This is a genomic window from Streptomyces sp. NPDC057694, from assembly GCF_042799415.1.
Lineage (GTDB): Bacteria > Actinomycetota > Actinomycetes > Streptomycetales > Streptomycetaceae > Streptomyces.
This window is the reverse complement of sequence record NZ_JBHVIX010000023.1, coordinates 60,728-82,531: the sequence shown is the minus strand read 5'-3', so window position 1 is coordinate 82,531 and position 21,804 is coordinate 60,728. Positions and strand designations below refer to the sequence as shown.

Genomic DNA, 21,804 nt, shown 5'->3' with positions numbered 1-21,804 from the left:
GTGGGGGCGGACGGATGAGCAAGCGGAGCACGACGACGATGGCGGCCATAGCGCTGGTCTGCGCCGTGACCGTCCTGGCGGCGCCCGGCGCGGCCTACGCGGCACCTGCGCCGACGCCCTCCCCCTCGACGGACCCCAAGAGTTCCGGGAGCTCGAAGAGCCTCAAGAGCAAAGACCTCGAGGCCGTCCGCGAGAAGATCGACAAGCTCTACCACGACGCGGCGGTGGCGACGGACGAGTACAACGCCGCGGAGGAGAAGGCCGAGAAGCAGTCCGACGCGATCGTGCAGCTGGCCCGGAAGATCGCCGCCGGGCAGGCCCGGCTCGACCGCCTCAAGAGCAGCGCGGGCGCGGCCGCCCGCGAGCAGTACCGCACCGGCGGGATCCCCCGCGAGACCCAGTTCCTGCTCTCCGGCAACCCGCAGCAGTTCCTGGACAACGCGGGCCGGATGTACCAGGGCCAGCAGGCCACGAAGAACCTGCTGTCCCAACTGGCCGACGCCCAGGACGATCTCGCGCGCTACGCCGACGACGCCTCCGCGAAGTGGAAAGAGCTGGACGAGGGCGCCAAGGACAAGGCCGCGGCCAAGAAGAAGGTCGAGCGGCAGATCGAGGAAGCGCAGGCGCTCGAGGACAAGCTGGAGAAGAAGGAGCGCGAGCGGCTGCGCAAGCTGGAGGAGCAGGCCGAGCAGAAGGCGCAGACCGACTGGCTCTCCTCCGGCGTCCTCAAGGAGATCGACGGCAAGGCGTCGCCGATGGGCAAGAAGGCGGTCCAGTACGCCACCGCCCAGCTCGGCAAGCCGTACGTGTGGGGCGCCGAGGGCCCGAAGTCGTACGACTGCTCGGGACTCACCTCACAGGCCTGGGCCGCGGCAGGACACGGCATCCCGCGCACCTCGCAGGAGCAGTGGAAGCAGCTCAAGCACATCGACGTGAAGGACATGCGCCCCGGCGACCTGATCATCTACCACGACGACGCGAGCCACGTCGGGATGTACATAGGCGACGGCGCGATCATCCACGCGCCGCGGCCCGGGCGGACCGTGACCGTCGCGGGCGCCGGTTCGATGGCGATCCTGGGAGTCGTGCGGCCGGACGCGTGAGGGCACCGGAGGGGCGCCCGCCCGTCATGAGGGGGCGTCGGGTCCCGTTCGGGACCGGGTGGCGCACCCCACGTGACGCATCACACTTCCTTCACTCCAGTTCCACGGTTCCGACGTGATCTTAGTCATCCCCCATCCAGCCCCCAAGGGCCGGAACCTGCCCAATTCCGCTCCCCGGCACGGCATATGACGGGGGCCGACCGCCGCTCACCATTCCGTTGGAGCGGCGGCTGACGCTATGGTCCCCGTCGGTGGTTCGAGGACCTTCGTCCCACCGCGCCCTCGGGGGGAGGGAAGGAAACCTAGCGATGCCCGTACCCGTACCGCGGCAGAGAGCGATCCCGGCCGTGGAAAGCGGTCAGGCTCGAGCTGCGTCCACGACACCGTCCGCCGGACCGGCCGGCCGGACGACCGCCCACGACACCACCGGCCCCACGGCCGCGAAAGGCACCAGCACCACGACCCGAGCCCTCGGCACCACGGATGTCACGGAGAACACCACAGGCACCATGGCCACAGAGGACACCAGCAGCTCGACCGCCGGCCAGACCACCGGCCTCACGCTCCTGGTCATCGAGGACGATCCGACCGGGTCCCTCACGATTCCGGAGGTGCCGGACGCCGCGGGCAAGCCGATCCGCGTCCGCACCGCCCGCAACCTCACCGAGGCCGAGCGGCTGCTCACGCACGACGTCAACTGCATCCTGCTCGACCTGGCGCTGCCCGGCGGCAAGGCGGACCGGGCGGGCGGGGACGAGCTGGAGACGCTGCGGCACGTGCTGCGCCTCGCGCCCCGGCACGCCGTCCTGGCGCTGACCGCGTCGGGCGACGCCGAGCGCGGCGCCGAGGCGGTCCGGGTGGGCGCCCAGGACTATCTGTTCCGCGACGAACTGGACGGCCGGCTCCTGGGCCGCGCCATCCGCTACGCCGTGGAGCGCAAGCGCGGCGACGTGGCACAGCGCAAGCTCACCGAGTCCCGGCTGCGCGCCCAGGAGAACGTCCGCCTGGAGCGCGGTCTGCTGCCGACCCCGCTGCTCGAAGGATCGTCCCTGCGGTTCGCGTCCGGCTACCGGCCCGGCCGCTCCCGCGCGCTGCTCGGCGGCGACTTCTACGACACGGTCCGCACGCCCGACGGCACGGTCCACGCGATGATCGGCGACGTCTGCGGCCACGGCCCCGACGCGGCCGCGCTCGGTGTCCAGCTGCGCATCGCCTGGCGGGCCCTGACGTTCGCGGGCCTGTGCGGCGACGAACTCCTCTCCACCCTCCAGCGGGTCCTGGAGCACGAGCGCTCCGACGACGAGATCTTCGCGACGCTGTGCACGGTGGACATCGCGCCGGACGGCCGCCGCGCGGGCCTGTGCCTCGCCGGCCACCCGTCGCCGCTGATCTCCAGCCCCGGCCGTCCGGCGACCCTGCTCCCGTACGAGAACAGCGGCCCGGCCCTCGGGCTGCTGCCGAAGGCCCGCTGGCCGCGGATGCAGGTGGAGCTGGGCCCGTCGTGGAACCTGATGCTCTACACGGACGGCCTGATCGAGGGCCGGATCGGCGAGGGGAACCAGCGCCTCGGCCAGGAGGGCATGGTGGAGATGATCCGCCGCCAGCAGGCCGAGGGCCTGGGCGGCGAGGAACTTCTGGAGGCCGCGATGAACGAGGTGCGCGACCTCAACGGGGGCGACCTGACGGACGACGTGGCGGTCCTGCTCCTGGCCCGCTGACCGGCCCCGCACCCGGGGCCGGAATCGCCGGTCGCCGTTCCGAGGAGGTCAGCGTCCGCCGTTGTACGGCCCGTACGGGCCGTCGCTGCTGGAGCCGCCCCTGCGGCCGCCACCGCCGCCGCTGATCTGCCGGACCGCGGGCCGCACGTCGACCATGTACACGATCGTCGCGATGAGCCCGATGATCGGCAGGAACGACAGGATCCCGAAGATCCAGTTCACGATGAAGGCGAGCGCGAGAACGATCAGCCAGAACGGCTTGGTCTTCTTGTCCGCGGCGCGGAAGGCGTCCTCACGGCGGATCGCGGCGTCGACCAGCGCGAAGCCGCTGAACACGATCAACGCCAGGTTCAGCAGCGACAAGAAACTGTTGAAACCCTGCATCAGCACAACGCCACCACCCGAATCGACTGCCTGCGCCACGGCGCCCGGTCATCACGGTCACCGTACCCGTACAACGGGCCGGGCACGCGACACGTGCCCGGCCCGTCGACGTACGCCCTACTTGCCCGCCGGCGCGGTGCCGGAGCCGGGCTTCTTGGCGGCGGGGGTCTTCTTCGCCGTCGTCTTCTTCGTGGTGGTGGTCGTGGTCGTCCGCTTCGCGGGCGCGGGCTTGTCCGCCGCGGCGGCCGGGGCCTGTTCGGCGGCCGGCTCGGGGTCGGGCTCGACGGCACCGGCGATCTCGACGATCTCGTCGGCCGCCTCACCGCGCCAGCTCTTCACGGTCTCCTCGCCGTGCTCGGCGACCTTCTCGTACGTCTCGCGCGCCTTGACGGCGGCCTCGGCGGCGATGCCGACACCGCGCAGCGCGAACTCCTGCGCCGACTCGCCGAACTTCTTCAGGTCGGTGTCGAGGACGGCGACGAACTCGTTCACCTTCGCGGTGAGCGTGGCCTGCGCCTCCTTGGCGCGGGTCGTCGCCTTCTCCTGCACGTCCTTGGGGTCGGTGTTGCGCACCGCCTCGAACCGCGCGGGCGCCTCGGCACGCAGCTGCTCGACGATCCCCGGCACCTTCTTCGCCTGCTGGTACGTCAACTCGGCGGCACCCGCGGCGAAGTAGAGCGGGGTCGGGTCGGAGAAGGTCTTGCGCAGGTCGTCCTTGATGGCCATGGCGTGGTCCTCCCGGATCACATCAACTGCTACTTGCGTGAGGGCTCGGCATCGTCGCCGTCGTCGTCGGACCGGCTGTCGCCGGACCCGCCGTCGTGGTTCCCGTTCTCTTTCCTGAAGGATTCGTAGATCTGCAACAGGACTTGCTTCTGCCGCTCGTCGAGCGAGGGGTCGGCGAGAATCACCGCACGTGTCTCGATCTCGTCCCGGTCCCGCTCCGCGTCGAGGATGCCGGCGCGCACGTACAGCGTCTCGGCGGAGATCCGCAGGGCCTTGGCGACCTGCTGCAACACCTCCGCGCTCGGCTTGCGCAGCCCGCGCTCGATCTGGCTGAGGTACGGGTTGGACACCCCCGCGGCATCAGCGAGCTGACGGAGCGACAGCTGCGCGGTGCGACGCTGCTCGCGCAGATATTCGCCGAGATTTCCGACGTTGAGCGATGCCATACGCCGATACTGCCGCACCCGCGCTAACTATTGCAAGCAGTTGCTTGCAATAGTGTGCTGGGTCTCAGCGGGCGGCCTCGCGCCCGCGCTGGATGTGCGGGTACCCCGCGAAGCGGCCAGGACGCACGAGCGCCCTGATCCGACAGCGGATCAGGGCACTTGAGCGAGCGATCGGGCGACGAGGCGGGGCGGGATCAGACCGCGTACGCCCCGGGACCCGGCTGGGGTCCGCCCAGGCCCTTGGGGTTCGGGCCGTAGGTGTTGTCCCCCGGAGTCCCCTCCAGCACGGTCAGGACGAGCAGCCAGATGCCACCGACGAACGGAACGAAGCTGATGAAGAACCAGGCACCGGAGCGCCCCGTGTCGTGCAGCCGGCGCACCAGAACGCCCAGCGAGGGCAGCAGCGTCGCCAGGATGTACAGGCCGTAGACGACGTAGAGGGCCGAGCTCTTCGTGACGGCGGCCAGGATCATCAGGATGACCGCGATGATGACGTTGAACAGAGCGAACATCCAGTACTCGGAACGCCGAGCCCGCCCCTGGAACGTCGCGTACTTCTTCAGGACATCGGTGTAGTAGTGCACAGGTCCCCCCTGCATTCGTGCTTATGTCATGCTCACATCCGCATGATTCCCGCTGAACCTAGACGAGACACCCAGCATGGTCAACAAAGTTGTCGCGGTGTTATCCGGTGAGGTGCTCGGCCCGCTCCACGCGCCCTAGGGCCTGTCTTCAAACTCCCCTCTGCCCCGCGACGCCTGGCACGCACTCTCGCCGCACCGGGCACAAGGCCAAGTACGTCCAGTACGAGGCCGTGCGCCCGGCACGCCGAGAGCACGCACCAGACGCCGCGGGGCCGCCCTCCGGGCGACGAGGGGAGTTTGAAGACAGGCCCTAGGGACACCGGCGGCCGCGCGTCCGCGACAAGACCCCCGAAGAACGCTGTGACGTGCGACGACGCAAGCGGTCAGGAATCGAGAAGCGATGCGGCCCGGCCACGGTTAGCGTCGTTCGTACAGACACCGAACCGGGAGCAACCATGATGAACAGTGGCATCAAGACCGTCCTCCACCCCGTCTCCGACGTCGCGAAGGCCAAGGAGGTCTACGCGGCCCTGCTCGGCACCGCGCCGCAGGTCGACGAGGCCTACTACGTCGGCTTCGACGTCGCCGGGCAGCACATCGGGCTCGTGCCGAACGGCGGTCAGCAGGGCATGACGTCCCCGGTGACCTACTGGCACGTATCGGACATCGAGGCGAAGCTCTCCGAGGTGACCGCCGCGGGTGGCACTGTGAAGGAGCCCGCGCACGATGTCGGCGGCGGCCGCCTGGTGGCCACCTTCACCGACCCCGACGGCAACGTCCTGGGCGTGCTCCAGGACAGCTGACGCGCCAGCCCGCACGCACGGACCGGACACAGGGAGAGACCAGACCGATGAGCCCCGCCAAGAGAGCGGCTGCGACAGCGGCGGCCCCGCACGCCGCCGACAGCCACGACCTGATCCGTGTGCACGGCGCCCGCGAGAACAACCTCAAGGACGTCAGCATCGAGATCCCCAAGCGCCGCCTCACGGTGTTCACGGGCGTCTCGGGTTCGGGCAAGAGCTCGCTCGTCTTCGACACCATCGCCGCCGAGTCGCAGCGGCTGATCAACGAGACGTACAGCTCGTTCGTGCAGGGCTTCATGCCGTCGCTGTCCCGTCCCGAGGTGGACGTCCTGGACGGTCTGACGACGGCGATCATCGTGGACCAGCAGCGGATGGGCGCCGATCCGCGCTCGACGGTCGGCACGGCGACCGACGCGCACGCGATGCTGCGGATCCTGTTCAGCCGACTGGGCAAGCCGCACATCGGGCCGCCGAGCGCGTTCTCCTTCAACACCGCGTCGGCGAAGGGCGCGGGCGCGATCAGCGTCGGCAACAAGAAGGCGGTCAGGGCGTCGTTCGAGCGGGTCGGCGGCATGTGTCCGCGGTGCGAGGGCCGCGGCTCGGTCTCCGACATCGACCTGACCCAGCTCTACGACGACTCCAAGTCCCTCAACGAGGGCGCACTCACCATCCCCGGCTACACGATGGACGGCTGGTACGGGCGCATCTTCCGGGGCTGCGGCTTCTTCGACCCGGACAAGCCGATCCGCAAGTACACCAAGCGCGAGCTGAACGACCTGCTCCACAAGGAGCCGACCAAGATCAAGGTCGAGGGCATCAACCTCACGTACGAGGGCCTGATCCCGAAGATCCAGAAGTCGATGCTGTCGAAGGACATCGACTCGCTCCAGCCGCACGTACGCGCGTTCGTCGAGCGGGCCACGGCCTTCTCCGTCTGCCCGGAGTGCGAGGGGACGCGGCTGTCCGAGGGCGCCCGTTCCTCCAAGATCAAGAAGATCTCGATCGCGGACGCCTGCCGGATGGAGATCAGGGACCTCGCCCAGTGGGTGCGCGCCCTGAAGGAACCGTCGGTCGCCCCGCTCCTCGAAGCGCTCCAGCAGAGCCTGGACTCGTTCGTGGAGATCGGGCTCGGCTATCTCTCCCTGGACCGCCCGTCCGGCACGCTGTCCGGCGGCGAGGCGCAGCGCGTGAAGATGATCCGCCACCTCGGTTCGTCCCTGACCGACGTCACGTACGTCTTCGACGAGCCGACGACGGGGCTGCACCCGCACGACATCGGCAACATGAACAATTTGCTGCTTCGCCTGCGCGACAAGGGCAACACGGTGATCGTGGTCGAGCACAAGCCGCAGGTCATCGCGATCGCCGACCACGTGGTGGATCTCGGACCCGGCGCGGGGACGGCGGGCGGCACGGTCTGCTTCGAGGGGGACGTGGCCGGGCTGCGCGCGAGCGGCACGGTGACCGGCCGCCACCTGGACGACCGCAGGGCGCTCAAGGAGAGCCCGCGCGAGGCGACCGGCAAGCTGGCCATTCGCGACGCCCGCACCCACAACCTCCAGGACGTGAGCGTCGACGTACCGCTGGGCGTCCTGACCGTCGTCACGGGTGTCGCGGGCTCCGGCAAGAGCTCGCTGGTGCACGGGTCGATCCCGCTCCAGGAGGGCGCCGAGGGTGTCGTCTCCGTCGACCAGACCCCGATCCGCGGTTCGCGCCGCAGCAACCCGGCGACGTACACGGGCCTGCTGGAGCCGATCCGCAAGGCGTTCGCGAAGGAGAACGGCGTGAAGCCCGCGCTCTTCTCCGCCAACTCCGAGGGCGCCTGTCCCACCTGCAACGGCGCGGGGGTCGTCTTCACCGACCTGGCGATGATGGCGGGCGTCTCGTCGACCTGTGAGGACTGCGAGGGGCGCCGGTTCGACTCGTCGGTCCTGGAGTACAAGTTCGGCGGCCGTGACATCAGTGAGGTGCTGGCCATGCCGGTCGCGGAGGCCGAGGCCTTCTTTGCCGACGGTCCCGCCCGCACCCCGGCCGCCCACAAGATCCTCACCCGGCTCGCGGACGTCGGCCTCGGCTACCTCACGCTCGGCCAGCCGCTCACCACGCTCTCCGGGGGCGAGCGGCAGCGGCTGAAGCTGGCGACGCAGATGACGGACAGGGCGGGCGGTGCCGGCACCGTATACGTCATCGACGAGCCGACGACCGGGCTGCACCTGGCCGACGTGGAGCAACTCCTCGGGCTGCTCGACCGGTTGGTCGACTCGGGCAGGACCGTGATCGTGGTCGAGCACCATCCCGCGGTGATGGCCCACGCGGACTGGATCATCGACCTGGGCCCTGGGGCCGGCCACGACGGCGGCCGGGTCGTCTTCGAGGGCACGCCGGGGGACCTGGTCGCGGGGCGTTCCACACTGACCGGGGAGCATTTGGCTCGGTACGTGGGGGTGTGAGCGTGCGGGGCGGCTCGGGTGGGGGCGGCTTCGGCGGGGGCTGGTTGCGCAGTTCCCCGCGCCCCTGACAGACCCGCGTCTGCCCCACGGGGATTCATCGCAACCTGCGCGCCGGTGGCCGCCTCTCGCGCAGTTCCCCGCGCCCCTGAGAGATCCGCATCTGCCCCACGGGGATTCATCGCAACCTGCGCGCCGGTGGCCGCCTCTCGCGCAGTTCCCCGCGCCCCTGAAAGATCCGCGTCTGCCCCACGGGGATTCATCGCTGCCTGCGGGACGGTGGCCGCTTCCCGCGCAGTTCCCCGCGCCCCCTGGGAGCGAGCTGCGCTCGCCCAGGGGCGGCGAGCGGAGCGAAGCCTCCGGGGGAAGGCGCGCAGCGCAGCCTCCAAAGGACGGTGCGCGAAGAGGGGCCTCCAGACGAAGGCGCGCGCAGCGCAGCCTTCGAGGGGAGGCTGCGCGGAGCGCATGCCTCAGGGGCGCGGGGAACTGCGCGACCAGCCACGACGAGAGCCGCGGACGAAGTCAGGACCGGGGGCGGCCCCCACAACCACCCGGGTCCGCGCGGCCAGCGCCCCCGCTGCGACAGCCGGCAGCAGCAACAACACGAACGCCCCCGCGAACGCAGGAAGCCGACCGTCGGCCACCGCGCCCACGGCACTGAACAGCCCCGACGCCACAGCCAACACCACGGTCTGCCCCAGATTCTGCGACGTCTGCATCGCGCTGCTCGCCGCCCCCTGCCGGTCCGCCGGGCTGTGGGCGAGCGAGAGCAGGGTCAGGGAGGGCGCGGCCCAGCCCATCCCCACGGCGGCCAGCACCATCGACGCCACAGCGGCCGCGGCCGGCACCGAGGGCAGCGTGCAGAGGCCGGCGAGCACCACGGCCACCGCCATCACCCCGGCCCCCACCCGCACCATCAGATGCCGGGGCACCCGTTCCTGCAGGCGCCCCTGCAACCACGACGCCCCGGCCCACGCCAGCGCGGCCCCGGTGAACGCGAGCCCGACGACCACCTCGGGCACCCGCCGCGCGGTCGTCAGCATCAGCGGCACGAAGGCTTCGAGCGTGAAGTACGCGCCCGAGGTCAGCGCCCGCAGCAACGCCGTCGCCGGAAGCCCGCGGGCGGCCCGCCAGGTCCCGGGCGGCAACAGGCGCGGGGCGAGCACGACCAGCGCCGCGAGGCCGGCCCCCGTACACAGCAGGTGCGCGACGTCCCACTCCGAGACCCCGAACTGGGTGAGCGCCGCCGCCACACTCACCGCACCCGCGACCAGCAACGGCGGCCGGGGCGGCGGTCCGGCGGACACCGCGTCGGCCCGCATCGGCCGCCCGCGCAGCAGCAGGACGGCGGCCGCCGCCGGGATCACGGTGAGCACGGCGAGCCCGAAGAACACCGTCCGCCACGACGACCAGGCCGCCACGAGCCCGGCGAGCGGCGGCCCGGCGAGCGACGGCACGATCCAGCAGGTGCTCATCAGGGCGAGGGCCTTGGCCCGTATGCGGTCGGGGTACGACTGCCCGATGGCGGCGTTCACGGACACCGCCACGAGCCCGGCCGCGATCCCGTCCGTGAACCGCCCAAACGCCAGCTGCCAGATGCTGCCGCTGGTCGCGGAGATGAGGAGCGTGGCGACGGTGAGCACCACGCCCACCATCAGCGGCAGCCGCGCCCCCACCCGGTCCGCCCACGCCCCGCCGAGCACCCCGCCCAGCAGACTCGCGGCGACGAACGCCCCCGCCACCAGCGGATACAGCCCCACCCCGTCGAGATCCCGGGCCGCCACCGGCAGCAGCGGCATCACGGCGAGCGCCGCGAACCCGGTCAGGAACATCACGGCGGCGAAGCTGGCGGTGGCGGGCAGATACGTACGGGAGAAGAGCCCCGCGGAATCAGTTGGAGCGCGTCTCGTCACGAGCGGGAAAGGTACACACCAATCAGCGCCGCCTGCCACGCCTTTTCCCGCTCGCCGTACGTCGATCAGCGCGGGTCCCGCGCACCCGCCCCCGCCCCCGTCGGCCGCAGCACGACCAGCGCCACCACGAACGCCGCCCCGATCAGCCCGGCCCCGATCCCGAACGCGAGCCGGTACCCCTCGGTCAGTGCGGCGGCCTGGGAACTGCCGCTCTCGGCGAGCGAGTTGGCGCGTGTCGCGGCGAGTGTCGACAGGACGGCGACGCCGAGGGCCATGCCGATCTGCTGGGTGGTGTTGAACAGACCGGAGGCCAGCCCCGCGTCCTTCTCGCTCGCCGCCGACATCCCGAGCCCCGCGAGCGCCGGAAGCACCAGACCGCCTCCGGAGATCAGCAGCATCACGGGCAGCAGATCGGTGACGTACTGCCCGTGGACGGGTACGCGCGCCAGATATCCAAGGGCGCCCGCCAGCAGGACGAGGCCCGCGAGCAGCACCGCCCGCTCCCCGAACCGCGCCGCCAGCCGCGCCGAGACACCGAGCGACACGGCCCCGATCAGTACGGCGGCGGGCAGCATCGCGAGGCCGGTGCGCAGCGCCCCGTAGCCGAGGACGCGCTGCATGTAGAGCGCGGCCAGGACCTGGAAGGCGAACATCGCGGCCAGGGTGAGGACTTGGGCGATGTTGGCACCGGCGACGGTGCGCGAGCGCAGGATGCGCAGCGGCATGAGCGGCGTACGGGCGCGGGCCTGCCGCACGAAGAACCCGGCGACGAGCACGAGCCCCGCACCCATCGCCCCGCCCGCCCGCGGTGAACTCACCCCGTACGCCTCGATGTTGACGACCCCGAAGATGGCCAGCATCAGTCCGACGGTGATCAGCGCGGCGCCCCACACGTCCGCTCCCGCCCGCAGTCCGGCGCCCCGGTCCCCCGGCAGCGCGGGCACGGCGAGGGCGAGGACGGCGGCGCCGATGGGCAGGTTGATGAAGAAGATCCAGTGCCAGTCGAGCACGTCGGTCAGTACGCCGCCCAGCACCTGCCCGATCGACGCCCCGGCGGCGCCGGTGAAGCTGAACACCCCTATCGCGCGGGCCCGTTCGCGCGGATCGGCGAAGAGCGTGACGAGGATGCCGAGTCCCACGGCGGCGGCCATGGCGCTGCCGACCCCCTGAAGGAAACGGGCCGCGAGCAGCACGGCGGGCGTCGTGGCGAGACCCGCCAGGAGGGAGGCGACCGTGAAGACGACGGTGCCCGCGAGGAACATCCGCTTGCGCCCGACCAGGTCACCGAGCCGCCCGGCGAGCAGCAGCAGGCTGCCGAAGGCGATGAGGTAGGCGTTGACCACCCAGCTCAGGGCGGTGGCGGAGAACCCGAGGTCCTGCTGGATCGCCGGCAGGGCGACGGTGACGATGGAGCCGTCGAGGATGATCATCAGGGTCCCGGCGGCGATGACGCCGAGGGCGAGCCAGCGGCTGTGCAGACGATTGCGGGGCGCCGGGTCGGCGACTGCGGAACGCATGGATACGGCGGACACGGCAGGGGTCCCTCCGAGTCGGGTCGCCGCCCCTACCGGGCGGCGACGACAACACGACCGTAACAGATAGTTCTGTTGCAGACTATATTTCTCGGAACCATTGGTGGACTACCCTTGCCCCATGACCGCGATGAAGCCCGCCCCCACCCGGACCAGGCCCGACCTCTCGTACCTCCTGGACCACACGAGCCATGTGCTGCGTACGCGGATGGCGGCGGCGCTCGCCGAGATCGGTCTGACGGCACGGATGCACTGCGTTCTCGTGCACGCCCTGGAGGAGGAGCGCACCCAGAACCAGCTCGCCGAGATCGGGGACATGGACAAGACCACGATGGTCGTCACGGTCGACGCCCTGGAGAAGGCGGGCCTCGCGGAGCGCAGGCCGTCGAGCACCGACCGGCGGGCGCGGATCATCGCGGTGACGGAAGAGGGCGCCAAGGTCGCGGCGCGCAGCCAGAAGATCGTGGACGGGGTGCACGAAGAGGCGCTGGCCGCGTTCTCGCCGGGTGACCAGGAGGTGTTCCTCCGCCTGATGACCCACCTGGCCGAGGGCCACTTGAGCACCCCGACCCCCGGCCCCACTCCGGCACGGAGGGCCCGACAGCGGGCCTGAGAACTCTCGTCGCCGAGTGCGACTCCGGTGGGGGCTGGTCGCGCAGTTCCCCGCGCCCCTCGGTAGCCGTTCGTCCGCGCCCCGGCGGCCGCTTCCCGCGCAGTTCCCCGCGCCCCTGGGCAGCCGTTCGTCCGCGGCCCGGTGGCCTCTTCTCGCGCAGTTCCCCGCGCCCCTAGGTAGCCATTCGTCCGCGCCCCGGCGGCCTCTTCTCGCGCAGTTCCCCGCGCCCCTGAGGCATGCGCTTCGCGCAGCCTCCCCTTCGGAGGCGGCGCCTCGGTTGATGAGATGCCGCACGAAGTGCGCATCTCAGGGGCGCGGGGAACTGCGCGAGAACCCCCACCGGCCGACACCCGACCGTCAACCCATCAGGGGCGCGGGGAACTGCGCGACAAGCCACGACGCGAGCCGCACCCGGCAGCGAATCCGTGCCCCCCAACGGCGGCTAGCCGAAGGGCAGACCCCGCGTATGCACCACATCGAGCCGCGACACAGCCCGGGTCAGCACCACATACAACCGCTCGAGCCCCCGCGCCTCCGCCTCCACGATCGCCGCAGGCTCGACAGCGACGACATGGTCGTACTCAAGCCCCTTGGCCTCCCCAGCCCCCAGCACACTGACCCGAGCCCCGAGTTCATCAGCCCCCGCGACAGCGACCCCGGCGCCGACCAGCGCAGCCCGCACCCGCCCCACATCCCCCTCGGCCGCGATCACCCCGACCGACCCCTCGTACCCGAGCGCCCGCCGCACGGCGTCCACGGCCCCGCCCACCACATCGCCCACCTCCCGCACCCGCAACTCCCCGTCCCCGCGCAGCGACCGCGCCGCGGGCACGTCCACGTCGATGCGGTCCAGCACCTGGTTGGCCAGCGCGACGACGGCCGCGGGCACCCGGAACCCCACGGTCAGCGGCACCACCCGCGCCTCCGGCCGGCCGAGATGCCCGAGCAGCACGTCCCAGCTCCGCGCCGCCCAGGGCGTGGTCCCCTGCGCCAGATCCCCGAGCACGGTCAGCGAACCGAAAGCGGCGCGGCGCGCGATGACCCGGGCCTGCATCGGGGACAGATCCTGCGCCTCGTCGACGACGATGTGCCCGTACCCCTCGGGATGCGCGAGCAGCCCGGCGACCTCGTCGACGAGTACGAGATCGGCGGCGGACCACCGGGCGGACTTGTACGAACGCGCCGGCCGCGCCCACAGCAGCGCCTCCTGCTCCGCCGCGTCGAGCACCCCGTCCGCGGCCCGCGCCAACTCCTCCGAATCCGACAGCAGTTGATGAACGACCTCCTCGGCCCGCACCCGGGGCCACACGGCATCCACGTACGCGCTCATGGCCCGCGACCGTTCGATCTTCTGCAGCCAGACGCGATTGACATGGACGGCCCGCCGCTCGGCGCGCTCCTGGATGTACCGCACGGCCCGGCTGCGAACCCGCTCGCGCCCGACGGCGTACGGCGGCGCCTCCGCGAGCACCCCTTCGACGATCCGCACCAGCACCTCGGCCGGCACCCGCCACCGGTAGGTGACCTGCGGATCGGGAACCGCGAGGGAGCCTGCCTCGACGAGTCCCGCCGCCGACACCCGCGCGTACAGGGCCCGCCGCAGCACCTCGGCCATCCGGGCGTCGTGCTTGACGACGGCGGCGCCCTCGTCGTCGTACGCCCGCACAGCCAACGCCTCCGCCCCCACCAACTCCTCCACGGTCGACTGCCGCACACCGGTCTCGCCGAGCGCGGGCAGCACCGCGGAGATGTAGGAGAGGAAGGTCCGGTTGGGCCCGACGACCAGCAGTCCGCCGCGCTGGATGCGCTGCGGGAACGTATAGAGGAGGTACGCGGCCCGGTGCAGCCCCACGGCGGTCTTGCCGGTCCCGGGGGCACCCTGCACACACACGGACGCGGCGAGCGCCTCCCGCACCAGGTCGTCCTGTTCCGGCTGGATGGTCGCGGCGATGTCCCGCATCGGCCCGACGCGCGGCCGCTCGATCTCCCCGGCGAGAATCCGGCTCCCGGAATCCGCCTCTCCGGCGCCGATCCGCTCGTCCTCCAGGCTCGTCAGATCCGCGGTCGCCCCCACGCTCCCCGGCGCCCACCCGAACCGGCGCCGTACATCCACACCCTGTGGATCCTTGGCGCTCGCCTGGTAGAAGGCCCGCGACACCGGCGCCCGCCAGTCCACGACGAGCGGCGGCGCGGCCGGATGCTCGGTGATGCGCAGCCGCCCCACGTGATAGCTCTGCCCGGCGTGCTCCCCCACGGCCCCGAAGTCGAGCCGCCCGAAGAACAACGGCGCCGCCGGCAGCTCCCTCATCTCCTTTGCCCTGCTGCGCAGTTGATAGCCGAGCACCTCGGCGTCGGCACCGGAGGCGGAGGCATTCTCCCCGATGACGACCTGCTCGTCGGCGCCCTCGACCATGGCGGCGAGGGCGGCACGGCAGGTGTCGTGGAAACGGCGTTCGGCGCCGAGCGCGAGATCAAGAGAGTCATCAAAGCCAGCGGAGTCATCGGAGCCATCACTCATGACACCCACGATAACCGAATAACGTTACCGAGTTACATTCTTTACTCTGTCACGCCGCCTGTGACCGTCTCCCCCAGCCCCCGGGCCAGCTGCCCGAACCCCAGCCCGGCGGCGCGCACCGCGTCCGCCGCGATCGCGTCGGCGGACTCCCCGGCCGCGATCCGCCGCCCGTTCTCCTGCGCGAGCACCCGCTGCACCGCCACGATCTGCCCGGCCGCGAGCCGCGCCTCGAACTCCGGCCCGCCCAGCGCCGCGGCCAGCGCCTTCTCGGACCGCTCCTGATACCCGTACAACCGCGCGACGAGCGCCGGAGTCCCGTACAACAGCCGCTGATAGGCCAGCACCGCCGGGTGATCACACAGCCCGGTCACCGGATCCCGCCGTTCGAGGCCCGCCAGAAAATGCCGCCGCAACGCCTCCAGCGCGCTCTCCCCCGCCGCCCGCCCCGCCACGACGCGGGCCGCCTCGTCCTCATGATCGGCGAATCGGTGCAGGACCAGGTCCTCCTTGGCCGCGAAGTACCGGAACAACGTCGGCTTGGACACCTCGGCGGCGGCGGCCACCTCGGCCACGGACACCTGGTCGTACCCCCGCTCCATGAAGAGCCGGACAGCGGTCTCGGAGAGCGTCTCGCGCGTGCGCTGCTTCTTCAGTTCGCGGAGGGAGGGGGGTGGGGTGGTCATGGGGAGGAGGGTACGGGGCCGGGCGCGGCAGCTCAGGCAGCGGCGGCGCGGCGCCAGGAGGGCACCTCGGCCACCAGCCGCCACATGTCGTCGAAGTGTCTGACCCACATGGCGATCGCGGCCTCGTCCTGGGTGCCGTGATCGCCCGCGAGGACGCTGAGATCCGTGTCGTACCCCTTGGGGTCGTAGTACTCGGGGCCGCGCAGCGGCATCCGGGTCGACACGTTGTACAGGCCGTGCAGGACACGCTTGCGGTTGAAGATGCACAGCTTGTGCACGGGAGGTCCCTGGTAGACGCGATATTCGCAGGTCACGTCCATGCGTCCGATCCGGGTGAGGCCCTGGGCGAGTTCGGAGAGGATCTGGTCGTACTCCTGGCACCGGCGCTCGGCACGGTCCCGGAACTCCGGCGCGTCCTCGGGCTCGTCGTCGGGCCCCACGCGCGAGGGCACCCGCATCGGCCGGGAGAAGTCCGGCACCATGACCCGGATGACCACCCGGCGGGTGGGACCGGGATTGTCCGCGAGCCGTTCGAGACGGTGGTACAGCTCGTTGTAGAGGGTCTCCCCCGTGTAACCGTAGAAGCTGATCTCGACCCGCCGGGCCTGGAAAGCCTCCGCCACGAAGCTGCCCAGGTCACGCGAGTTGACCTGGGCACCTGCCGGAACCCGGGCGGATTCGGTCAGGTTACGGAGCGCGTCGTAGAGGACGTACCCGACGAGACTGAGCAGCGCACCGCCCAAGAATGCCTTGCCTTCCAGGGCGTCCCCGACGGGTTTGACGAACTGGGCCAGCAGCCCCGTGACGAAGATGGCCGCCAGCAGCGCACGGACGGCCACCGGCTCGAATCGCTCCTGGAACCGCCGTAACGCACGCAACACTCCCGCGCCGTTCTCCCCGTCCCCCGTACGGTTGGGCATCCGCCGCCTCCCCCTCCGGATGGGGGCTCACACGACGCTCAGGCCCGCTCCAGCGCAGCGAACGCCGCGCCTGTCCCCCGCATCTCATCGTCCGCGCGCGGCAGGGCAAAAACAAGATAGGGGTTGGAGAGGGCCGCCTGGCCCGCACTGCCCATGCCCAGGTAGTGCAGCGCATGGCGCAGCGTGGTCGCGTACGAGCCGACCGCGCGACGGACGTTGGGCGCGTCCAGGCCCTCACCGGTGACCAGCCGGTCCAGGTCGACGTAGGCCGAGCGGACCACTTCGAGCTGCCGGTACGTCTCGCAGTCCTTCTGCCAGCCCCGGGTGTGGTCGGCCGGCATCACGGCGGACCACCGCCGGAGCATCCGCTCGCGAGTCTCCGGCCTGGTCGGCGAGAGATGCATGTGCCGGACCAGGTCGTAGAGCGGGTCGCCGACCAGGGCCATCTCCCAGTCGATCAGCGCCAGCCGATGCCCGTCGCCCCGCTTGCCGAGACGGACCAGGTTCCACGGGTTCAGATCGCCGTGCAGCAGGACTTTCCGTCGCGGTGTCACATCGCGCGGCGCGAGCGCCATCGTCAGCCAGCGCGCCCCCGGAAGACCCAACTTGCTTGCCACACGGGCCGATTCGACGGGAAGCCCCTCCACCATCCGGACGAGCTTCAGACAGAGCCAGCGGTAGAAACTGACGCCGCCACGGTGCTGATCCAGCGGCCGGGTGTCGACCTTCGACAGTGCGTACAGCTGATCCACCAGATCGTCGGCCTCTCCCGGCAGCAGGCCCCATTCGGGGTGTTCGGCGCGGTGGCCGGGACCGCCGCGGCCCTCGTAGGTGTGCAGGGTGAACTCGTCGCCCAGCTCGCTCTTACCCAGCGCCATCACCCGCGGGGCACGCACCGCCACCCCGGCCGCCTCGATCGCGCCCAGGACCTCGTGCTCCAGGAGGAAGCGGGGTTCCCGCAGCGTCACGGCCCCCAGCTTGCGGCGTACGACCACATCCGCGCCTCCCGCGTTCACCACGGTGCTGAGATGGGTCGCGCCCTTGAACACCTGCCGGGCGGAGGCCAGCGCCTCGGCCCACAGCGCCTCCTCCACCACCTCCTCATCGAACTCCGGGCGCAGCGGCACCCGTTCGTCACGTTCCCAGGTCCAGCGCGCCCCCGGTTCCTTCTCCAGGAACCGCGCCCCGCGGCCTTTGCACCATCGAAGGATCAGCTGCTCGATCGTGCTCACCTTCGGCAGCCCGCGCAGCCGCAGCGGCCGCTCGGCCGCCTCCAGCGCCCGGTGCACCTCCAGGGCCGCCAGCTCCAGATCGCCGGGGCCGATCGAGGAACCGAGCGCCGACACCGCCCGCATCACATCCGGGTACACGGACTGCGCGCGCTCGAAGTCGACGTAGTGGGGGAGGTCACTCGTCACACCGTCCGCCGCCTGCTCCCGTCCCTCCCCCTTCATGGCACGGCACCACGCCTCGACGACCTCGTCCCACTGCTTGTGGGGGTAGCCCATGCGGACCAGATGTGTCGCGAGATCGTGCAACGGGTCCCCGTACATCGCGAGTTCCCAGTCGACGCAGATCAAGGGGCGCCTCGGCTGGTCGAAGGCCACGATCACGTTGTCCCGGTGAAGATCTCCGTGCAGCAGGCTGAACGGGCGGTCATGGAGCTTGGGTACCCTCTCCGCAAAGCCGACCAGCGCCCGCTCGGCCACCCCCAAAGACGCGAACAGACCACCGAAAACAGCCCAGTTGGGCCGGCGGATCTGCGTGTCGGCGGCCAGCGCGAGAGTCCGCAGGAACTCCGCGCTCTTCCCCGGCAGTTGGCTCAGCCGGGACCACGCGGCAGGCAGCGGCGGAAGCTCGTCCGCCCGTACCCTCGTCATCCGCGCGAGCTCCCCGGCCAGGGCCCGCACCATCTCGGACTCCAGGAACTCGCCGGCCGGGCAGGTCAGCGACAGGGGGACCCCCTGGACATAGCTGTGAATCGCCACGTCGTCCCGCCGCGCAAGACAGCGCGGAACGTTCTCGAGGACCGGGCCGACCGCGTCCAGAACCGGCGACTCGTCCTGCCACATGCGGATCACCACCGGCAGGGCGTCCGACTTGCGGACCCGTACGGTCACCAGGGCCGGCGCCCCGAGACCGCCGCCGAACCAACCGGCCATGGCGGACGGCAGATCCACCACCCGGTTGGTGTTGTGATGGCCCTCCATCACAGCTCCCTTGTTGCCCGCGTACTTCATGAGCGCGGCCCATTGGGAGTCATCCAGCGTCGCGCCCTTGATCGGGCGCGCGGGGGAAGAGGCGGACACAGGCGTCTCCTGCATGGCCAAACGGAAGCCCGGACGAAAGCCCGGACGGAAACGCCTCACCGTATCGACCCGCAGAAGGACTCAGCACTCCCTGAAGCTCAAACGGCTGATACCGGTGCGGGAATGCCACTCTTCCGAGATCCGCGTTCGATAGCCGAACGGTTCCGGTCCAGTCTCGGCCGACCCCGTTCACAGAGCGAGGTACTCCCAAACGGAATCGAATAATCACCGCCAGAAGGCCACGAGGGCCGGCCCTCGCGAGGCCGGGATTCTGCGTCTTCACCCGAGACACCTGCCGGCCCTCGCTCAGGCCTGACCGGCCTCCCGCGCCACGTACTCCCACAGCCCGTCGAACATCTGCTGCTCGGCCTCGACGAAGGCGGCCTCCATCGGGCCCCCGTTCCGGTCGAAGACGAACATCGGGGTCTCGAAGCCCCGCACGTCGCGCAGGGGCACCGGACTGCCGTTGTCGTAGTCGTCGACCTCCCGCATGATGCGCTGCGGGATGTAGTGACCGATGAGCGCCTCCTGCCGGTTGAGGAGGTAGACCTTCCGGGTGGGGGTGCCCGTCAGGCGGCGGAACTCCGTCGTGACGTCGATGCCGCCCATCCGGCGCAGCAGCGTGAAGTTCTGCTCCAGGACCTGCTGTTGTGCGGCCAGTTGGTTGCGGTTGCGACGGTGGAGGGCCGCGTCGAGCTCGGCGTCGTGGCCCCAGCCCTTCTCCGGCGCCGGGTAGTCCAGGTGCTGGTCGCTCGCCGGGAGCAGGACGCGCACATGGACCGACGCGGGCCGGCTCGCCCCTTCGAAGACCTGGCGCAGCGGCTCGCCCAGCGACACCATCAGGGTCTCCGCCGTCAGACACACCACGTCGAGGCGCACCTCGGACTCCTGGAACGCGGCGACGAGGCGGGGGCCGAGGATGCTGCGCGCCGAGCGGGATCCGCCGGGCAGGGCCGCCGTGGCCCGCTGGGCCACCTGGGGCGGGCTGCCCTTGCTCACGTTGGTCAGCAGGCCGTCCGCCCGCAGCAGTTGCAGCGCGCCCCGCACGGCTCCGCGCTCCACCCCGAACTCCTCGGCGAGCGCGGCCTGCGTGGGCAGCCGGTCACCGGCCCCGAGCACACCGGTCCTGATGCGTTCCCGCAGTTCGTCGGCTATGCCCTCGGAGGTCGGACGGAGCGACGGAACGCTCTTGTCGTTCACCACGACACGATCACCTCCGCAGTACCAAGTCGCGTCAACTCTACGCCAGTTGGCAGCCAACTCCACCGACTTGTCAGCCAGATCGGTGGACTCGCAGCTCAGACCCGGTTCAGCAGAATGTCCAGCAGCTCTTGCAACGAGTCGATCACCTGAGAAGCGCCGGCCTCCCGCAGCTTCCGCTTCTTGTCCTCGTTACGCGCGTAGCCGAGAAAGGCGACGCCCGCGGCCTGTGCCGCGTACAGGTCCGTGGGGGTGTCACCGATCATCAGGGCGGTGGCGGGGGCCGCGCCCATGGCGTTCAGCGCGCGGTTGAGGCAGTACGGGTCGGGCTTGAGGAGTTCCAGGTTCTGCGTGCGGCCGTAGATGTGCGGCTCGAAGCAGGGGGAGAGCCCGCGGCCCTCCAGATAGGTGCGGGCCACCTCGGGCGAGTTGTTGGTGGTGATGGCGAGCTTGGCGTCGACCGCGGACCAGGTACGGATCAGCGGGTCCGCGTACGGGGTGGGCCAGGCCGTGGGGACGGCTCTCAGTTCCTGGTCGGTGAGACGTTTCTCCATCTCCACGACCAGGTCGCTGGACGGCCGCTGCAGACCCAGACTGCGCAGCGCGCTGTGCGGATCCGTGTCCGCCCGCTCAGCCTCCGTCAGGGCGTCGCCGAGCCCCTGCGCGTCCAGCCAGGCCACCTGCTCCTGCGCGATCCGTGCGGCCGGCCGGCCGGCGAACAGCCGGCAGATCGGCCCGTCGAAGTCGAAGAGCACGTAGCGCGCCCCTCGCACCAGCCCGGTCAGCTCCCCGCGGGGATCCGTCTCTTCAGCCACGGATTCGGTCACGGATTCAGTCTGCTTCGCCAGATCAGAAGTCACTAGGAGAGTGTCAGGTCCGACGTGATGGTTGCCCAGAGCGCGTCGAACCATTTCTGCGACTCCTCCACGAAGGCGCGGTCCCGGTGGCCCGCGCGCTTCTCGAAGGAGAACAGCAGCGCCTGGGTGCCCGTGGCCGCGTACATCTCCAACTTGGTGCCGCTGTCGATCTCCTCCTCGCGCTTGGTGACCATGTAGTACGAGAGGAGCGCCTCCTCGTCGTTGAGCAGGTAGAGCTTGACGGGAGGGGTGAACGGCAGGGCACGAAAGGTCACCCGGACGTCGATGCCGTGCGAGGAGCGCAGCGAGCGGAGATTGTGGCGCAGCACCTGGCCCTGGGCGTTGCGCTGGGCCAGCCAGCGCTGGTGGACCGCCACGTCGTCGGCCCGGTCGGTGCCGTCGCCCGGGTCCGGGACCGGCACCGGGAAGGCGAGGTCGATGTCGCGGCCGGGCAGCAGGATGCGCACGTCGACGGAGCTCGGGCGCATCCGGCCCTCGTGGATCAGCCGGAGCGGTTCGCCGAGGGCCAGCATCAGGGACTCGGAGGTCATGCACACCGCGTCGATGCGCACCTCGGGCGCCTGGAACGCCTCGACGAGCCGGGGGGCCAGGGCGACCATCGTGGGCTGCGGCCCGTCGGGAGCGGTGGCCGCGGAGGCGATGCGCGGCGGGCTGCCCTTGCTGCGGCTGCTCAACAGACCGTCCGCCTCCAGGAGTTGGAGCGCCTGGCGGACCGTGCCGCGCTCGACCCCGAACTCCTCGGCCAGCACCGCCTGGGTGGGCAGCCGGTCGCCCGCCCTGAGTTCACCCGCCTTGATACGGCGGCGCAGATCGTCGGCGATCTCCTGCGGTCCGCGCCTTCTGCTTCCGTTCAGTGTCACGTCCATCGTGTCCGTCATGTCCGCCACGCTCTCCCGGGTCACAACCAAATGGTACAACTCCCGTCCATTTGGCGGGAGTTGTTGAAGACTTGTTTTTCTACACCGGGAGTTGGGGACAACTATCGTGGGTTGGTAACCAACTTGGCCCAGGATGGCTACTGGATGGC

General features: G+C 70.7%; 18 protein-coding genes. 5 read left to right on the top strand and 13 right to left on the bottom strand.

The genetic code is table 11. The annotated features are described in order from the left end of the window. Window positions 1–14 precede the first annotated feature (14 nt). Together ACFVDP_RS34600 and ACFVDP_RS34595 are read left to right on the top strand one after the other, a co-directional pair. Window positions 15–1,103, top strand: coding sequence for an NlpC/P60 family protein (locus ACFVDP_RS34600; protein WP_383498414.1), 1,089 nt, complete (start codon window positions 15–17; stop codon window positions 1,101–1,103). Window positions 1,104–1,411: 308 nt separating this feature from the next. Continuing rightward, entirely contained in the window at window positions 1,412–2,821 is a 1,410-nt protein-coding gene (locus ACFVDP_RS34595) for a SpoIIE family protein phosphatase (RefSeq protein WP_383498412.1), read from the top strand. 48 nt (window positions 2,822–2,869) lie between these two features. Here the strand turns inward: ACFVDP_RS34595 and ACFVDP_RS34590 are convergent, their stop codons facing one another. The 4 genes from ACFVDP_RS34590 to ACFVDP_RS34575 all read right to left on the bottom strand — a co-directional run bounded on the left by ACFVDP_RS34590 (window position 2,870) and on the right by ACFVDP_RS34575 (window position 4,961). After that, on the bottom strand, window positions 2,870–3,205 hold the full coding sequence (locus tag ACFVDP_RS34590) for a DUF2516 family protein (RefSeq protein ID WP_383498410.1): 336 nt from the start codon (window positions 3,203–3,205) through the stop codon (window positions 2,870–2,872). A 117-nt stretch (window positions 3,206–3,322) separates the two neighbouring features. Beyond that, window positions 3,323–3,931, bottom strand: a complete 609-nt coding sequence (locus ACFVDP_RS34585) for a hypothetical protein (RefSeq protein WP_383498408.1) — start codon at window positions 3,929–3,931, stop codon at window positions 3,323–3,325. A gap of 29 nt (window positions 3,932–3,960) precedes the next feature. Further along, window positions 3,961–4,377: a helix-turn-helix domain-containing protein gene (locus ACFVDP_RS34580; RefSeq protein WP_383498406.1), complete on the bottom strand. Its 417-nt coding sequence runs from the start codon at window positions 4,375–4,377 to the stop codon at window positions 3,961–3,963. Window positions 4,378–4,571: 194 nt separating this feature from the next. Next, window positions 4,572–4,961, bottom strand: a complete 390-nt coding sequence (locus tag ACFVDP_RS34575) for a DUF805 domain-containing protein (protein ID WP_383498538.1) — start codon at window positions 4,959–4,961, stop codon at window positions 4,572–4,574. A gap of 458 nt (window positions 4,962–5,419) precedes the next feature. Here ACFVDP_RS34575 and ACFVDP_RS34570 point away from each other — a divergent pair, with 458 nt between their 5' ends. Both ACFVDP_RS34570 and ACFVDP_RS34565 read left to right on the top strand, forming a co-directional pair. Further along, window positions 5,420–5,764, top strand: coding sequence for a VOC family protein (locus ACFVDP_RS34570; RefSeq protein ID WP_383498534.1), 345 nt, complete (start codon window positions 5,420–5,422; stop codon window positions 5,762–5,764). A gap of 47 nt (window positions 5,765–5,811) precedes the next feature. Beyond that, window positions 5,812–8,214, top strand: coding sequence for an ATP-binding cassette domain-containing protein (locus ACFVDP_RS34565; protein WP_383498404.1), 2,403 nt, complete (start codon window positions 5,812–5,814; stop codon window positions 8,212–8,214). A 467-nt stretch (window positions 8,215–8,681) separates the two neighbouring features. Here ACFVDP_RS34565 and ACFVDP_RS34560 read toward each other — a convergent pair whose 3' ends face one another. Continuing rightward, window positions 8,682–10,043, bottom strand: a complete 1,362-nt coding sequence (locus ACFVDP_RS34560; protein WP_383498531.1) for an MFS transporter — start codon at window positions 10,041–10,043, stop codon at window positions 8,682–8,684. 146 nt (window positions 10,044–10,189) lie between these two features. Then, window positions 10,190–11,641, bottom strand: coding sequence for an MFS transporter (locus ACFVDP_RS34555; protein WP_383498528.1), 1,452 nt, complete (start codon window positions 11,639–11,641; stop codon window positions 10,190–10,192). Window positions 11,642–11,777: 136 nt separating this feature from the next. Here ACFVDP_RS34555 and ACFVDP_RS34550 point away from each other — a divergent pair, with 136 nt between their 5' ends. Next, entirely contained in the window at window positions 11,778–12,269 is a 492-nt protein-coding gene (locus ACFVDP_RS34550; protein ID WP_383498402.1) for a MarR family winged helix-turn-helix transcriptional regulator, read from the top strand. 442 nt (window positions 12,270–12,711) lie between these two features. On the opposite strand, the gene ACFVDP_RS34545 is transcribed toward ACFVDP_RS34550, so the two are convergent. From ACFVDP_RS34545 to ACFVDP_RS34515, 7 genes are all read right to left on the bottom strand, one after another. Next, the gene (locus ACFVDP_RS34545) at window positions 12,712–14,787 is read right to left on the bottom strand and encodes a HelD family protein (RefSeq protein WP_383498400.1); all 2,076 of its coding nucleotides are present in this window, start codon (window positions 14,785–14,787) and stop codon (window positions 12,712–12,714) included. Between the two features lie 41 nt (window positions 14,788–14,828). Beyond that, on the bottom strand, window positions 14,829–15,470 hold the full coding sequence (locus tag ACFVDP_RS34540) for a TetR/AcrR family transcriptional regulator (protein ID WP_383498398.1): 642 nt from the start codon (window positions 15,468–15,470) through the stop codon (window positions 14,829–14,831). A 32-nt stretch (window positions 15,471–15,502) separates the two neighbouring features. Beyond that, window positions 15,503–16,390 carry a hypothetical protein gene (locus ACFVDP_RS34535; protein ID WP_383498396.1) on the bottom strand — a complete coding sequence of 296 codons (888 nt, stop codon included), beginning with the start codon at window positions 16,388–16,390 and terminating at the stop codon, window positions 15,503–15,505. Window positions 16,391–16,428: 38 nt separating this feature from the next. After that, window positions 16,429–18,699 (bottom strand): phosphotransferase, encoded by a 2,271-nt coding sequence (locus ACFVDP_RS34530; protein ID WP_383498394.1) that lies wholly within the window; start codon window positions 18,697–18,699, stop codon window positions 16,429–16,431. 306 nt (window positions 18,700–19,005) lie between these two features. Next, window positions 19,006–19,899 carry a winged helix-turn-helix domain-containing protein gene (locus tag ACFVDP_RS34525; protein WP_383498392.1) on the bottom strand — a complete coding sequence of 298 codons (894 nt, stop codon included), beginning with the start codon at window positions 19,897–19,899 and terminating at the stop codon, window positions 19,006–19,008. A gap of 98 nt (window positions 19,900–19,997) precedes the next feature. Then, window positions 19,998–20,810 (bottom strand): HAD family hydrolase, encoded by an 813-nt coding sequence (locus ACFVDP_RS34520; RefSeq protein WP_383498390.1) that lies wholly within the window; start codon window positions 20,808–20,810, stop codon window positions 19,998–20,000. Beyond that, a complete protein-coding gene (locus tag ACFVDP_RS34515) occupies window positions 20,759–21,685 on the bottom strand; it encodes a GntR family transcriptional regulator (RefSeq protein WP_383498525.1) in 927 nt (308 codons plus the stop codon). The genes ACFVDP_RS34520 and ACFVDP_RS34515 overlap by 52 nt, the downstream gene beginning before the upstream one ends. Window positions 21,686–21,804: the final 119 nt, after the last annotated feature.